At 42.2% G+C, this 17349-nt stretch carries 7 protein-coding genes; all 7 read right to left on the minus strand.

The features are described from left to right. Positions 1–41 precede the first annotated feature (41 nt). The 7 genes from J3L18_RS10830 to J3L18_RS10860 all read right to left on the minus strand — a co-directional run bounded on the left by J3L18_RS10830 (position 42) and on the right by J3L18_RS10860 (position 17346). Complete coding sequence (locus J3L18_RS10830; protein ID WP_129571553.1) at positions 42–2438, minus strand: ABC transporter permease; 2397 nt, start codon at positions 2436–2438, stop codon at positions 42–44. Between the two features lie 69 nt (positions 2439–2507). Further along, positions 2508–4889: an ABC transporter permease gene (locus J3L18_RS10835; protein WP_129571554.1), complete on the minus strand. Its 2382-nt coding sequence runs from the start codon at positions 4887–4889 to the stop codon at positions 2508–2510. Between the two features lie 84 nt (positions 4890–4973). Beyond that, on the minus strand, positions 4974–7340 hold the full coding sequence (locus tag J3L18_RS10840) for an ABC transporter permease (protein WP_129571555.1): 2367 nt from the start codon (positions 7338–7340) through the stop codon (positions 4974–4976). A gap of 120 nt (positions 7341–7460) precedes the next feature. Continuing rightward, positions 7461–9839: an ABC transporter permease gene (locus J3L18_RS10845; RefSeq protein WP_129571556.1), complete on the minus strand. Its 2379-nt coding sequence runs from the start codon at positions 9837–9839 to the stop codon at positions 7461–7463. A 114-nt stretch (positions 9840–9953) separates the two neighbouring features. Next, positions 9954–12341 (minus strand): ABC transporter permease, encoded by a 2388-nt coding sequence (locus J3L18_RS10850; RefSeq protein WP_129571557.1) that lies wholly within the window; start codon positions 12339–12341, stop codon positions 9954–9956. Positions 12342–12429: 88 nt separating this feature from the next. After that, positions 12430–14790: an ABC transporter permease gene (locus J3L18_RS10855; protein ID WP_129571558.1), complete on the minus strand. Its 2361-nt coding sequence runs from the start codon at positions 14788–14790 to the stop codon at positions 12430–12432. Positions 14791–14928: 138 nt separating this feature from the next. Continuing rightward, positions 14929–17346 (minus strand): ABC transporter permease, encoded by a 2418-nt coding sequence (locus J3L18_RS10860; protein WP_129571559.1) that lies wholly within the window; start codon positions 17344–17346, stop codon positions 14929–14931. Positions 17347–17349 lie beyond the last annotated feature (3 nt).

Genomic DNA, 17349 nt, shown 5'->3' on the forward strand with positions numbered 1-17349 from the left:
GACTCTTAAAGCCCTCTCCTTTGTAGAGGGTTTGGGTGAGGTTATTCGCTCCTCAAACTTTTAACCGGATTAGCTACAGCCGCCTTAATGGCCTGGAAGCTTACAGTAGCAAAGGCTATAACCAGTGATGTAAAACCAGCTATACCGAATACCCACCAGCTAATATCAATGCGATAAGCAAAATCCTGCAGCCATTTACTCATGGCATAAAACGCTATCGGCCAGGCGATGACGTTGGCAATGAGCACCAGTTTTACAAAATGCCCCGAAAGCAGCATCACTATATTCTGCACAGATGCCCCAAGCACCTTGCGCACCCCTATTTCCTTGATCCGTTTTTCGGCTGAGTATGAAGCGAGGCCGAATAACCCCAAACAGGATATAATGATGATCAGTCCAGCTAAAATACTTACTACAGTGCTTACCTGATTGTCTACACTGTAAACTTCTTTAAAATGATCGTCAAGAAACTGGTATTCAAAGGGTATCCCGGGAAACTCCTTTTGCCAGGTTGATTGGATAAATGCAACAGCATCTTTAGCCCTGCCGCCGTTGATCTTAACCGACATTTGGTTGAACCCTTTACCGTTTACCAGGAACAGCGTTTCAATTTTATAATGCAGGGAATTGAAATTGAAATCTTTGGCTATTCCGGTAATCACACCCAACGAATCAAAACCAAACCTTTGTCCCAGTAATGATTCCATATTTTTTCCTTTATGATCTTTCAGCAATTCCTTAGCCAGGGCTTCATTGATTATGTATTGCTTCCAAACGGCCGAAGTATCGGTAGAAAAGTTTTTGCCCATCAGCAGCTTGATCTTATACAGATCGAGGTAATTATTATCAACCACCAGCAAGGTTGAGGTTAGCTGGCGCAATGGTGAATCACCAAGTTTAAATGAAATGCCGGTTTGGTCAAGGTGACTGCCTAAAATATCCTGCGACGCGGTAACTCCCTGTATTATCGAGTTGGAAAGCAACTCCTGTTTAAACAAATCATATTTGTTTTGTGGGATCAAACCTAAAGGAACATTAACAATCTGATCGCGGTTAAAGCCGGGATCTTTTTTCTGCATAAACTTAAGTTGCCTGATAACCAAAACTGTAGCTATCATTAAGATTACAGCACTCGTAAACTGGCCAACAACCAAAATATTACGCAATGGCACTTTATTGCCACCCGCCGTTGCTAAAGCCCCCTTTAATACTTTAATCGGTTGAAACGACGACAAAAAAAGCGCAGGGTATATACCTGAAATAATACCAACAAGCACGGTGCTTATAAGAACCACTCCTATAAGCATGTTATTGTCATGCAGCGGTAAACTAATATCACGCTGGCTTAAACTGTTTATAAAAGGAATGGCAAGGCTTACAAAAATGCAGGCAAAAGCCAGGGCTATCAAGGATAATAACACGGTTTCGCCCAAAAACTGCATGGCCAGTTGAAAACGTCCGGCCCCGATAGATTTACGTACGCCAACCTCCTTAGCCCGCTCTGATGACCGCGCGGTTGAAAGGTTAATGAAATTAATACAGGCTATCACCAAAACAATGATCCCTATAACTGTAAACAGGTTGGTGATATGTTTATCAAATTTTTGATAATTGATATAATCCAGCCCTATATCAGCCGAGTTAGCGTGAACATCTTTCAGGGATAATAAGAATAGCTCGTAATTTTTAGGGCCGTCTTTACCTTTATATTTTTCAAGATAGGCTGGAAACTTTTTTTCAAGCGCCGCTATATTGGTACCAGGGGCCAATTCAAGATAGGTATTTAACCAGTTGCCGCCCCAGTTGGTAAACATCCATTTCTTATAAATACTACTGAATGAAAACAGGCAATCAAACTGCAATTGTGAGTTTTTGGGCACATTAGCTAATATACCGGTAACCGAATAGGTTATAGTATCCTGCCCGTAATTTGTTACAGTTTTACCTATCGGGTCATCATTACCAAACATTCGTTTGGCTGCATCTTCTGTTAATAAAACGATGCGGGGTTTTAACAAAGCGGTTGCCCGATCGCCCCTCAGCAGTTTAAAATCAAACATTTTCAAAAAAACCGAATCCACAAAGAATACCTGTGGCATGTATACTCGTTTAAGTCCGTTATTGAGCGGAAACTTTTGCTGCCAGCGAACACGCGTAAAATTTTTTATTTCCGGGAAATCGGTTTTCAGAGTCGGCCCCATCGGAAACATGGATAACGCAACCTTTTGTGAGGCGCCCATTCCCTCAAACTTTTGCACCTCGTTTAAGCGGTAGATGTTTTTAGTATGCAGATTATCAAAGCTTTTTTCATAATAAACAAAAAGCGTGATCACAATGCAGGCCGCCATACCAACGGCCAACCCAAAAATGTTAATAGCCGAAAAAAACTTGTTTTTCCAGATATTGCGCCAGGCGGTTTTGAAATAATTTTTTATCATTAGTTTATCTCGTTTAGGTCATTTTGCCCCGCATTCCATTAATAAGATGAAAGCATGGCTTAATGACAATTATTCGGAACGTAAACTTTTAACCGGGTTGCTTAATGCTGCTTTTATTGCCTGAAAGCTAATGGTAGCTACTGCCACCAAAACGGCTAATACACCAGCCAGCACAAATACCCACCATTGAATATCTATACGATAGGCAAAATCTTTGAGCCATTGATGCATAAAATACCAACCTACCGGCATGGCTATTATGCAGGATATCAATATCAGCTTTAAAAAATCAAAGGATAGCAGGTTAACAATACCGGGTACCGACGCGCCAAGCACTTTGCGGATCCCTATTTCGCGGGTACGTTGCAGCGTGCTGTACGAAGCCAAACCAAGCAAGCCCAAACACGAAATGAATATGGCGAGAACGGCGAAGTTGAAAAATAGCTTACCGAAACGCTGTTCAGAGCGGTACTGCCTGTCAAAAAACTCATCTAAAAAATAAAATGAGTATGGCCTGTTAGGGATAAATTGTTTCCACTTACCTTCTATCTGCGCCAATGTGCTATTCAGATTTTTCGGGGAGACTTTTACAGTTATCAGATCAAGACTATGAAGCTCGATTCGCATGGTAAGCGGCTTGATTACCTCCTGTAACGAACGGAAATGAAAATCTTTCATTACACCTACTATTTTACCTTCGCGCCCCCATTGTTTAAACCGGCGACCGATAGCATCTTTAGGAGAGCTATAGCCAAACAATTTAACAGCGGCTTCATTGATAAGCATCGCCTGGGCCGTATCAGTACCAAATTCACGTGAAAACGAACGACCCGCAACCATCTTTATCTTAAATTGGTTTACATAGTCATAATCAACAAAATACAGATCAAGGTTAGCTATTTGCAAATCGCCCATTTTATTTTCTATCTCGGAGTAAGCCCCGTTATTTCCACCTCCAGGGATACTTGAAGCAGATGCCGTTGATACTACGCCGGGAATTGAACTGATAGCATTTTTTAGGGATTCTTTAGCAGGATCGCTGTTGGTGTTGAGTACAAGCATTTGTTCTTTATTAAAACCAAGATCGCGGTTTTGCATAAAGCTCATTTGGTTATAAACTACTATAGTTCCAATAATAAGCGCTATGGAAATGCTAAACTGAGCAACAACAAGCGTTTTGCGTAAAATCCCGCCCTTCCGGCTTCCGGAAAAACGGCCTTTCAAAACCATCACCGGTTTAAAGGACGATAGTACCAACGCAGGATATAAACCGGCAAGCAGGCCGATGCAAATAGACGTTACAAACAGAATAACTACATAGTACCAGTTTGAAAAGATGCCGGAACTAACAGTTTTACCAGCCAATTGATTAAATGCAGGCAACAATAAAGCAGCGATACCAAGCGTAAGTAAAAAAGCTATGATACAAAGTACCACCGATTCACCGATGAACTGGCCTGCAAGCTGGCTCTTTTCGGCGCCCACAACTTTACGAATCCCTACTTCTTTGGCGCGTTCAACCGAGCGGGCAGTAGTAAGATTAACGAAGTTGATGCAAGCTATCAGCAAAATAAAAATCGCGACAATACTGAATATATACACATTGCTAATGCTTCCAACTTCCTGTCCGCCTCTTTTTGAGTAGAGGTAGGTATATTTTAAAGGCTCAAGCATGAGCCTATAGAACATCTGGCTTTTCTTCATTCCGTCCCCGTCACGATTTTGCAAAAAGGCAGGCATTTTAGCTTCAACAGCCTTTGGACTTGTACCCGGTTTTAACAAAAGATAAGTCGTAGCGCCGAAATTGCCCCACTGCCCGTCAATTCCTTTATTAAACTTTTGGGTTAACGATGTCATTGAGATGATCATATCGGCCTTGATTTGCGAGTTGCCAGGAAAATCCCTCATAACACCGGTAACCGTGGCAGGTACGGCATCGCCGGTAATTAATACGGTTTTGCCAATTGGCTCAGCACTGCCAAAATATTTTTTCGCGGTAGATTCGGTAAATACTATTGTAGCGGGCGCGGTGAGTACAGTCCTGGGATCGCCTTTAACTAATTTAAAATCAAAGACCTTAAAAAATGTCGAATCCGCGAACATGGAGTTTTCCTCCTGGAATTTTACATCTCCCCTGCGCACCAAAAAACTGCCGCCGCTTGTGCGTACAAATGCTTCTACTTCGGGCAAGTCTGCCTTAATATTAGGTGCAAACGCCCATGATGTGCTATTGGTATTAATAGTTTCGCTCGGGGTTTTGATATCGGTTACCAAACGATAGATCCTATCGGCCTTTGTGTGAAAGTTATCGTAACTCAGCTCAAAGGCCACGTATATAAAAATGAAAAAACAGGCTGTTATCCCTATTGATAAGCCCGTAATATTAATAAACGAAAAGCCCCGGTGGCGCCAAAGGTTCCGGAGGGCTATTTTAATGTAATTTCTGATCATATTTTTTATTTTTTAATGTCATGGTCATATGGTCATTTATCTTACCCGTTATAACAACACAAAGCAAACTGATACAATTACCTATTATTCAGAACGTAAACTTTTAACCGGGTTGGCAATCGCGGCCTTAATAGCCTGAAAACTGATTGTCGTTAGTGTGATGACAATTGCTGCTGTCGCCGATATAATAAACACACCAGGGCCAACGGTTACCCGGTAATCGTATTTCTGCAACCACCCCCGCAAAAAGTAAAAGGCTACCGGCGAGGCTATTACACAACTAACAAGCACCATCAACACAAAATCCTTCGACAGTAAAAACCATAACTGGCCTACAGTTGCACCTAATACCTTGCGTACGCCAATTTCTTTAGTTCGCTGCTCGGCGATGTATGCGGCTAATCCAAACAGGCCGAGGCATGAAATAAATATGGCCAGGCCCGCAAAAATGCCCGACAATTTCCCCACCAATACTTCCTGGCCAAACTTGCGGTTATAATCATCATCTACAAAGCGATATGTAAATGGATAAGCAGGACTATATTTTGAAAACACCTGCCCTATTTTATCAATGGCATCGTGCGGGTTTACTTCAGGCGAGAGGCGGTAGATCATGTTTTGATGCGGATCGTTATTATACAAAAACATGGTGGGATCGGCCTGTGCAAATGGAGATAACATCAGCGCGTTTTTAACTACCCCAATTATCTTGCGTTGCTTGCCCCCATAAGTTATTACCTGGCTTATCGGGTCGCCTTTAAGGCGCAGGCGCTTAACCGCTGCTTCATTGAAAATAATATTCAATGAATCGGACACCACATTATTATAATCTCTCCCGGCAAGCATTTTCATGCCTACAGTCTTGAAATAATCATTAGCTACAGCTATTACCCCCATTTCAACGGTTTCGCCGGTAAATTTACCGGGCCATTGGTCAAGGTTGTTGTGCATGTTAATATCTGTAATGGTGCTTGACGCTGTGGAGATACTTTCAATCACGCCGCTTTGCAATAATTCATTTTTAAAAGCGGAATAGTGCTTACCCAAATCTTCGTTGGCGTTAGTGGCTATTAACCTATTAATATCGTATCCCGCCGGGCGGTTTTTGGCATACTGAATTTGCCTGTAAATAACAGCTGTACTTATGATCAATGCTATTGAGCAGCTAAACTGCATTACTACTAAAACTTTACGCGAATACGATGCTGAGCGGCCAACCTGAATTGTACCTTTTAATACCTTAACCGGATTAAATGACGAAAGATAAAACGCAGGGCGGCTACCGGCCACCAGGGCTGTAAGCAATACACACCCTATGACAATCAGCCAAAAGATTGCGCTGTTAAAGGGGATGGAAATAGTAGTCCCGGTAAGCGAGTTAAACGGCCCGAGCGCTATTTGAACAAAAAGTATTGAGCATATAAAGGAGATCAGTGTGATCAATGTAGATTCTGTCAAGAACTGGAATATCAGATGCTGACGTTGTGATCCGATAGCTTTACGGATACCGACCTCGCGCGCGCGTTTTTCAGACCGGGCAGTTGTGAGATTGATGAAATTCACGCAAGCTATCAGCAGTACCAGTAAACCAACAATACTAAAGGTGCGTACATAATCAATAAACCCACTTACTGCAACTCCATTTTTATAATCGGCAAAAAGGTGCCAATCGGTCAGGGGCTGCATAATTACATCCGAGTTTTCGGCGTTAATATTTTTTTCGCCTTTTTCGATGTGAAGGATCTTTGGGGCCAGTTGTGCGTAAGTTACACCTGGTTTTAGCTTTGCAAATAGCTCGAAGCTATTGTTACCAAAGCTATCGTGGGCGTCTTTCATGTAAGGCTGTTGCTCCATCAAACTGAATGGAATAACATATTTAAATTGAAGCGACGAATTCAATGGTACGTCCTGAATCACGCCGGTAACCTTTAAATTGTAGTTATTATCAACCTTAACAACCTTATTAATCACATTCCCGGTGCCAAATAAAGCGAGAGCAGTAGTTTTGGTCAGTACAATTGAATATGGATCATTCAAAGCGGTTGTACGGCTCCCCTGTAAAAAATTGTATTGAAAAATTTTCAGGAAATCGCTACCTGCCTGCACGCCATCAATAGATAACTTTTTATCGCCTACCATTAACCCATGTGTGCCACCCCAATCTGTGGGTGCTACATATTCTATTTCGGGCATAGTTTTCAACACATCTGCCAGTTTTAGCGAGGTTGAACTAAACGTTAATTTTTCGCCATTACTGTTAAAATTACGGCGAACCTGGTATGCCCTATTGGCATCAGGCAAAAACCTGTCGTACGAGTACTCATTAGCAACCCAAAGTGCTATCATTAAGGCAACAGCCATCCCGGCTGCCAATCCCAAAACGTTTATAGCTGTATAAGCCTTATTGTTAGCGATGTTTCGCCAGGCTATTTTGATATAATTTCTAAGCATACTGTTGGTTCATTAGTTCAATTGTTCATTAGTTCATTGGTTTTATTCGCGAGTAAAAATTATTTGCACAACCTTGCCCGCGTTCGCTAATGAACTAATGAACAAGTGAACAAATGAACCCTACTCCGAACGCAAACTTTTAACCGGATTGGCAAGCGCAGCCATTGCAGCACGATAACCTACCGTAATCCACGCTATAATAAATGTGGATAGTATGGACATCACAAATATTTGTGGACCGATACTAATCCTGTATTGAAAATCCTTTAAGTAATTATGCATTGCCCACCAGGCCAGCGGAGAGGCTATTACAAATGCTATAAGCAGCAATATGCTGAACTCTTTGCCAAACAACCATAAGATGCTGCTGATATTTGCACCCAATACCTTACGAACCCCGATCTCCTTGGTTTTACGTACAGCCATAAATGACACCAGGCCATACAGGCCGAGACAACCTATAATGATTGCGATACCGGCAAACGCTTCAACCAGGATTAGTAATATATTATCCATCTGATAGAAACGGGCAATGGTATCATCCAAAAACTGGTAAGAATACAATTCTTCAGGGAAAGTTTGGTTCCAGATCTTATCAATATCCGCCAGTGTAGCTTTGGCACTACGCATATCTATCTTCACAGCAACGGTAGATAGTGATTGATAGTTAGGCATCACACATAATGGTGAAATCTCCGCATGGAAAGAGTAATTGTAAAAATCTTTCATTACGCCTACAATGGTACCTTTATAGTCGCGGCCATTAATTGCCATTTGTTTCCCTATTACATCCTGCGGTTTAAGGTGCAGTTTATTAACGAAGGTTTCGTTCACCAAAAACTCTTTAACCGAATCGCCTTTGAAGAAGTTTCTGCCGGCAATAAGTTTAATGCCGAAGGTTGAAATGTAATTTTCGTCGGCCTGTTTGGTGTTGATGCTCCAATGCTCGTCTTCGGCACGATTATCATATTGAATACCGGTATTACTATTTGAACGCGACGCCGGCGGGTTATAACAGTAAGATACATTTTCAACACCCTTAATTTCGCTGAGGCGATTACGCATCGTGCTCATTTTCATCTTATCGTTTTGAGGAAGCGGCACAAGCACTACGGCATTTTTATTAAAGCCCAGATCGGCAGTTTGTGAATAATGTAATTGCGATACTACGATGATAGTACCGATGATAAGTACCTGCGATATAGTGAACTGGGTAACTACCAGTACCCTGCGCAACGAAAAACCACCGACATCCTTTTGTGACAGTTTACTTTTAAGCGCTTTAATTGGCTGGAACCTCGCCAGTACCAAACCAGGATATGAACCCGAAAGAAATACAACAACAAAAGTAATAACAACTATAAAAGCGCTTAATTCAGCCCAGTTAAAGGTCATCCTTGCATGGAAGAGATTGTTTAATGGCGTCAAAGCAATCTCGGATAAACCAATAGCAACTCCCACAGCAATAATGCTGATGATAGCTGTTTCGGCAATAAACTGCCAAAATAATTGAAAAGGCTGACTACCCAATACTTTACGGATGCCTACCTCTTTTGAGCGGTTTAGCGCCTGGGCCGTAGCCAGGTTTATAAAGTTTACCGAAGCAGTGATGATCAGGAACACGCCGATAAAGAACAGCGCCCATAAATAGCTTTTATCGGCATAACCGCCAAGTTCACGGTCAAAGTGCATTTCAGCAATAGGTTGTAATTTAAAGCGCCAAACCTGCAAATCCCTGCCGGTGTAATTCTTTTTAACCAATTGCAGCATGGCTGTTTCAACCTGTGCTTTGGTTACACCCGGTTTCAACCTGGTAAAACCCTGACAGCCGCTGTAAACACCGCCCCAGTTATTTTCACGGCCCTTACCTGCGTACACCTCCATACTTGCATACGAAATAAAGATCTGTTGCTTTTGGTCGGTGTTATTTGGCAAATCCTGCAGCACACCGGTTATAGTAACAGTTATATTATTATCTAGCTTAAAGGTTTTGCCTATGGGGTTATCATTACCAAAATATTTTTGGGCCATTTTTTCGGTAACCAATGCTTCATTCGGGTTAACAAGCATGGTTTTCTTATCGCCTTTAAGCAATGGAAAATTCAGGATATCGAAATACTCGGGCTCAACAAAGGCAACACCGTCATCCTCACCAAATTTTTTCACTTCATTTCCCTTGGTAATCGTGATCAGCGTTTTATTAAAGCTGATATATCTCGCCGTTTTTTCGCTAAAGGCAAAGTCATTTCGATAACCCTTGGCCATCGGTTGCGGAATAGCGCCTACCCGGTCTACACCCTGATCGTGAAACTCGGTATAAAAACGGTAGATCCTGTCTTTATCCTTATGAAAGGTATCAAAGCTCAGGTGGTAAGTGATCAGCGTAAATATTAATACCCCACAGGCTATACCCAAAGCCAAACCAATAACACTGATGGTTGCGTAAGCCTTGTTACGCACCAAATTTCGCCATGCAATTTTTATGTAGTTTTTGATCATAAACCCCTCCTAACCTCCCCAAAGGGGAGGAATTGTACTTGTGATATATTTAGTTATTATTTATGTATTTTAATCTTCTTAAAGCCCTCTCCTTTGGAGAGGGTTTGGGTGAGGTTACTCACTTCTCAAACTCTTCACCGGATTTGTCAGCGCAGCTTTTATAGCCTGGAAACTTATAGTCACCAACGTTATAATTATAGCGGCAACAGCCGAAAGCACAAATACCCCGGGCCCTATTGTTATCCTGTAATCATATTTTTGCAACCAATCCTTCAAAAAGTAAAAAGCTACAGGTGTTGCTATTATGCAACTTAACATCACCAGCAAAATAAATTCTTTTGATAGCAGCAGCCATACCTGTGCTATTGAGGCACCCAATACTTTGCGAATGCCGATCTCTTTGGTACGTTGTTCGGCTACATAAGCAGCTAACCCAAACAAACCAAGGCATGAAATAAAAATAGCCAATCCTGCAAAAACACCTGCCAGCTTGCCAACTAATGCCTCGAGGCTAAATTTGCGATTGTATTCCTCATCAACATACTGATAGATATAAGGATACGCCGGGTTATAAGTATCAAAGATCTTCCCTATCTTCTTAATGGCATCCTGCATATTTACGTTAGGTGCCAGGCGATACATGATGTCGTTACCTCCCCTGCCATGATTAAATACAGCAGGCTGCACAGGTGTAAATGGCGATTCCATCAGAGCATCTTTAACCACCCCTATAATGTGAACCCGCCCCAAAAAGCTATAATTTATCACTTTGTTAATAGGATCTTTTAAGCCCATGCGTTTTACGGCAGCCTCATTGATGATCACATTTGTTGTATCAGCTGCCCATTCGGCCGAAAAGTCACGGCCTTCCTTCATGGTCATGCCCATTGTTTTGAAGTAATTAGGCGATACGGAGATAGCGCCAACGTTTATTCCTGTTTCGCCACCTGCTTTTCCGGGCCAGTTATCGATCCCGGTATGGCTATAGATATTGGTAACCGGGCTTGATGCCGACGCCACACTCTCTACCATTCCGCTTGCTATCAGATCGTTTTTTAATGCGCTGTAGTTTTTTTCAAGATCACCGCTCATATCGGTCATCATTAAACGGGTTGAACTATAACCGGTAGGCCTGTTTTTGGCGTATTGTATTTGCTGGTAAACAATAACAGTACTGATAATCAAAGCAACAGAACAGCTAAACTGCATTACTACCAACACCTTGCGCGGCAATGATGCCGAGCTGCCAACCTTAATGGTACCTTTTAATACCTGTACGGGATTAAATGACGACAAGTAAAATGCGGGGCGACTACCTGCCAATAAACCGGTAAATAACACATACCCTATCATCATCACCCAAAACCAAACATTGGTATAAGGAATATTAATGGCACTGCCTACGATAGCATTGAAAGACGGAATAGCCAGCTCCACTATCACAATTGACAGCAAAAATGAAATGAAAGTGATCATTACCGACTCCGCGAGGAACTGGGCTATCAGATCGCTGCGTTGCGAGCCGATGGCTTTGCGAACACCTACTTCACGGGCACGTTTTTCAGACCGGGCTGTAGAAAGGTTCATGAAATTAATACAAGCAATAAGCAGCACCAAAAAACCTATCACGCTAAACATGCGCACATAGTCAATGAAACCACCAACAGCTTTTCCGTTTTTGAAGTCATTATACAAGTGCCATTTTTTAAGCGGATGAATAATTACCTCTGGCTTTGCCGGGCGCATCTGCTCGCTGTGATCGTACACTATATTTTTAATTTTCGGTGCGATTTGCTCCATTGTTACACCGGGTTGCAACTCCAAAAACATATTGAATGAGTTATTAGTCCACATGGTGCGGGAACCTTTCATCCAATCTTCAGTGGCTTCTTTAAAAGCAAAGGGTATTAAAAAGCTAAACTGAATGGTAGCATTTTTCGGGATATCCTTTATAACACCGGTCACCTTCAGATTGTGGCTGTTATCGTAACGTATTACTTTATTTATCGGGTCTGCATCTCCAAAAAGTGCTTTAGCTGTCGATTGATTAATAATAATAGAATTTGGCTGTGCAAAAACGTCCTTAGCATTCCCTTCTATAAAAGGATATTTAAAGATCTGTAGAAAATCGGAATGAGCGGAGCCACCCGATACATAGAGCTTCTTATCCCCTACCAAAAGGTCGTGCCATTGCATGCCTACCCAATCGGCTTCGGCAACGCGTTTGATTCCGGGAATCTCTTTGCGCAATACTTCAGCCAGCGGCAACGAAACCGCGGTCTGTGTATGCTCACCATCATGCTGGGTAGTGAAATGTTGTTCAACCTGGTAAAGCTGCTCATAATTGGGCAAAAACCTGTCGTATGAATATTCATTGACTACCCAAAGACCAATCATCAGCGCAACCGCCATGCCTGCGGCAAGCCCCAATATATTAATTGCACTATAAACCTTGTTGTTAAGGATATTGCGCCAGGCGATTTTTAAATAGTTCTTTATCATGATTCAATTCATTAAGTCATTGGGTCATTATGTCATTTTTACCCGCGTTCAAATGAATAATGACGCGAAGCAAAATGACACAATGAAATTATTCCGACCTTAAACTCTCCACCGGGTTGCTCAATGCAGCCTTAACAGCCTGAAAACTCACTGTTACCAGCGCTATAACAATAGCAGCAATGCCGGCGGCAGCAAAAACCCACCATTGCACAGTCACCCGGTACTGATAACTTTGCAGCCAGTTATTGATTGCATACCAGGCAACTGGAAAGGCTATCAGGCAGGAAACCGCAACCAGCTTTAAAAAATCGCGGGATAATAATCCGGTTAAACCGGCTACCGAAGCACCAAGTACCTTACGGATGCCTATCTCTTTGATCCTTCTTTCGGCAGTATAGGCTGCTAACCCAAACAAACCAAGACACGAGATCACGATAGCCAGCGATGCAAATATGCCCGATAGCTTACCGGTAAGGGCCTCCGTTTTAAACAGCTCATCAAAATCAGCATCAACAAACTTGTATTCGAATGGATAACCCGGGTTGGCGCGTTTATAAACTTCGCCTGCTTTTGCCAGCGCCTCGGTTAAATTAACGCCCTGTTTAAAGCGGATAGTTAAAATGTTATTGTTTTGCGGACGGCTAAACAGCATCAGCGGCGCACCAGAAACATACATGTCATTATAAAGGAAATCTTTAATGATTCCCGCGATTTGGTAGGGTTTACTACCGCCATCCCTGATAATGCCACCTACGTGACCGGCCTTCCCCATTTGTTTGGCAAAGGCTTCATTAATGATCACGTTACTGCTATCGAGCTTTGCATTGGCATAAAAATCCCTTCCGGTAAGCAGTTTCATATTCATGGTTGATACAAACTGAGGGCTTACGCTTTCGATAGTGATCAGTGGATTTTTTGAGGCATCTTTTCCGTCCCATGAAAAATTATCAGTGTTACTCCAAATTTGTAAAATTGGATATTCACTCAATGAAGCGTCGGCTACAACCCCGGTTTGCTTTAATTCATTATTTACTGCAGCAAAATGATCAGTCAGTTTGCCTTTTGTATCGATATAAACAAGGTTATCTTTTTGATAACCCAGTTGTCTGTTTTTAACGTGCTGAATTTGTTGGTATATAATTACTGTTCCGATAATTAATATGATGGATACTGAAAACTGGATCACCACCAAACTTTGCCTGATAAAACCTGCGCCTGCTGCAGATGGTAGTTTGATATTTTTCAATACGGCAATAGGATTAAATGACGACAAGTAAAACGCGGGATAGCTGCCAGCCAGCAAACCGGTAACCAAACCTATCGACAGTAAATAAAACAAATGGAGTGGTTGTAAAAGGTCGATAGTAAGCTCTTTTTGAACCATATTATTGAACGATGGCAGAACTGCGTAAACTAAAAACACAGCTACAATTACCGCTATAAACGCCATAATCACCGCCTCGCCTATAAACTGGGCTACAAGCTTACCTTTACCGGCTCCCATCACCTTACGAACGCCAACTTCTTTAGCTCGCTTTTCGGACCGCGCGGTAGACAGGTTCATGAAATTGATACAGGCTATAATGAGGATGATAAAGGCAATTGCCGAAAACAGGCGAACGTATTCAATTCGCCCACCATCCATTTTACCATCAGTAAATTTATCGCGTAGGTTCCAATCGTTCATACCGAACAGGAACGAGATTGTTTTGTTGCCATTTTTCTTGGTACCGATGTAGTTGGCCAGTTTTTTATTAACGGCATTAACGTCTGCCGATGGTTCCAGCTCCACATAGGTACGAGCCCAGTTTGCTCCCCAGTCCTGCATCCAGGGCTGCATATGATCGATATTTTTCAATGGTGCAAACCATTGCATTTGGAATGTTGAATTTTTGGAAAAATCTGCAAATACCCCGGTAACCGTAAAATCCTGCTCATTGTTCATCTTCAGAGCCTTACCTACCGGGTTGGCATCACCAAAAAACTTTTTAGCCATAGTAGTGCTGATCACTACCGAATGCAGTTCATGAAAAACATTAGCCTCATCGCCTTGTAAAAGCGGCAGTTTCAGCATCGGAAAAATCTCAGCATCAGTATAGGAGCCATCTTCATTGATCACTTTGTCGCCCAAAGCAAATACTATATTATCAGAGCCGGCCATACGTGCCGCATTTTTTACACCGGGAATATCTGCTTTTAGTGCAGCGGCCATTGGCCCCGGCGTGGCGCGAAATGTGGAGGTTTTACCATCATAGGTTTGATTTTCACGAACTGTGTACAGATTATCGCGCTTTGCAAAGCTGTGATTAAACGTAAGCTCATCTTGCACCCACAAAAATATCATGGATGCGCAAGCAACACCTATAGCCAAGCCGGCAATATTCAAAAAGCTGTAAGCCCGGTTTTTCATCAGGCCGCGTACGGTTGTTTTAATGTAATTTCCTATCATAGGTTTAGTCATTAGGTCATTTACGTTGTGTCATTTGCTTCGCGTCATTTGCGTTACATCATAGGGTCATTACGTCATTTTTTGCTTTGCGTATTTGTCAATGACTCAATGACGCGCAGCAAATGACCTAATGAAATACTATTCCGACCTCAAGCTTTTAACCGGGTTAACAAGTGCCGCTTTAACAGCCTTATACCCTACTGTCACCCAGGCTATTATCAGCGATGATATTATTGCCGATAAAAAGATCCAGGCGCTCATCGAAATACGGTATACAAAGTTTTGCAGCCAGCCGTTCATAATATACCATGCGGCGGGCATGGCTATCAGGAACGAGATACCAATAAGTACCATAAACTCTTTTGAGAACAGGAATACAATGCTGCTTACCGATGCTCCTAAAACCTTGCGGATGCCAACCTCTTTTGTGCGCTGAACGGCCATGAATGATACCAGCCCATATAAACCAAGGCATGATATAAAAATGGCTATCCCGGCAAAAATTTTGTACACCAACGCCATTTTGTTCTCCTGCTCGTAAAATTTGGCAATATTATCATCCAGGAAATAACCGTTATAAGCATATTCGGGATAAGTATTCTCCCACAGTTTTTGCAACTGAGATACAGTTTTGCTCAAATCAGCAGTTTGGATCTTGATGCCTATCTGACCCTCAAATTTCTTAGCAGGTGATATTACTATTGGTTTTATAGCCTCGCGAAGTGAGTTGGTTTTAAAATCCTTAACTACCCCCACTATCGGCAGCCATTTGCCGCCGCCCAAACGTAGTGTTTTGCCAATGGCATCATTAGCATTCTGGATACCCAATTTATGGATAAAGGTTTCATTAACCACGTACTGTCTTGCGGTATCGCTTACGTCATATCCTTTGCCCGCTGCAAACTTTAACCCATAAGTTTTGAAGTAATCAACATCTCCAAATTTAAGGTAGGTATTAAAGCCAACGTCCTTGGTTGAGTTATTGAAATCGAAATTTGTACCCCAGTTATTTTCTGATGATGGTACATCCGAAGAGAAACTGATTGCTTTAACATTAGGATCCTGCAACACCTGTTGTTTAAATGATTCCATTTTACGGAGGCTTAAACTATCAGTATAGCCTGGAATAATGAGCAACGCATTTTTGTTAAAACCGAGATCGGCTTTATTTACAAAGTCCATCTGGTTTACCGCTACGATGGTACCAATAATGAGCAATTGTGATATGGCAAACTGTGCAATCACCAATCCCCGGCGAAGCGGAATACCGCCGATAGAAGCTGCTGTTATTTTATTTTTAAGTGCAAGCACAGGTTTAAAACCTGATACTACCAATGCGGGATAAATACCCGATAATAAAACGATAGTAACTGTACTGGCCGCTAAAAAAAATAAGCTCCCAGTAGTAAATAAGCTGATACTATCAGGCACATTGGCTATATTTTTCAATTGAGGCATGGCCAGCCGGGCAACTGCCAAGGCAATTAAAGCCGAAGCAATGACGATAATTGTTGTTTCGCCAATTACCTGAAAAATCAATTGCGGACGGGTACTGCCCAGCACCTTGCGGATGCCAACTTCTTTTGACCGGCCCACAGATTGCGCTGTCGACAGGTTAATAAAATTGATGGATGCCATGATAATGATCAGCAGCGCGATGAATGACAAAGTACTCAAAGTAGCGCGGCTGGTGCTGTGGTCACCAAGCGGGTTACCTATCCTGGTATCAAAATGCATATCGGCAAGCGGCTGTGGTAACAGCGTAGTTTGCGATGATCCTTTTTTAAAGTGTTTGGCCGAAAACGCCTTTAACTGGGCGTCAATATTATTTTTTGACATGCTGGCTGGCAACAGCATAAACACCTCATGACTGCTACTGGTTGATCCCCATTCGGCGCTGTAGTTGTAATCTTTAGGATGCTGTCTCCAGGTATCAAATGATACCATTACTTTAAACGGAAAATCGCTGTTAACCGGGGCATCTTCTACAATTCCGGATACTTTCAGCGTCAAAACATTATCCATTTTAAGAATTTTGCCTACAGCATTTGTCCAGTCGCCAAAATACTTAATGGCCGAGCTTTTATCCAACACAACCATATCCGGACTGGCCAATACAGCGGGACTTCCAGCCAGCCATTTGTAACTAAAAATATCGAAGAATTGAGGCTGAATAAATAACACGCCAATATTTTCAGTAAATTTCTTATCACTGCTACTACTTCCGGTGGCTTGCGGCACTGTGATCTGGCTACCATAGCTGCTGTTCAAAGCTGCCACTTTAGCCTGAGGTATATCCAAACGAAGGGCATCTGTAGCAGGAACAGCAACTCCGGGATTGGTGGTAGTTTCCGATTCGTGCTTTTCCTGGGTAACTATACGATAAATGCTTCTATAATTAGGATTGAAAGTATCAAAACTAAGCTCAAACTGAATAATCACAAAAATGAGCAGGCAGGCAGCCAGGCCAACTGTTAAACCCGCAACATTTATAGCAGAATAGCCTTTATGACGCACGATATTGCGCCAGGCTATTTTGAAGTAATTTTTAAGCATATC

It is taken from the genome of Mucilaginibacter gossypii, from assembly GCF_017569325.2.
GTDB classification, from domain to species: domain Bacteria; phylum Bacteroidota; class Bacteroidia; order Sphingobacteriales; family Sphingobacteriaceae; genus Mucilaginibacter; species Mucilaginibacter gossypii.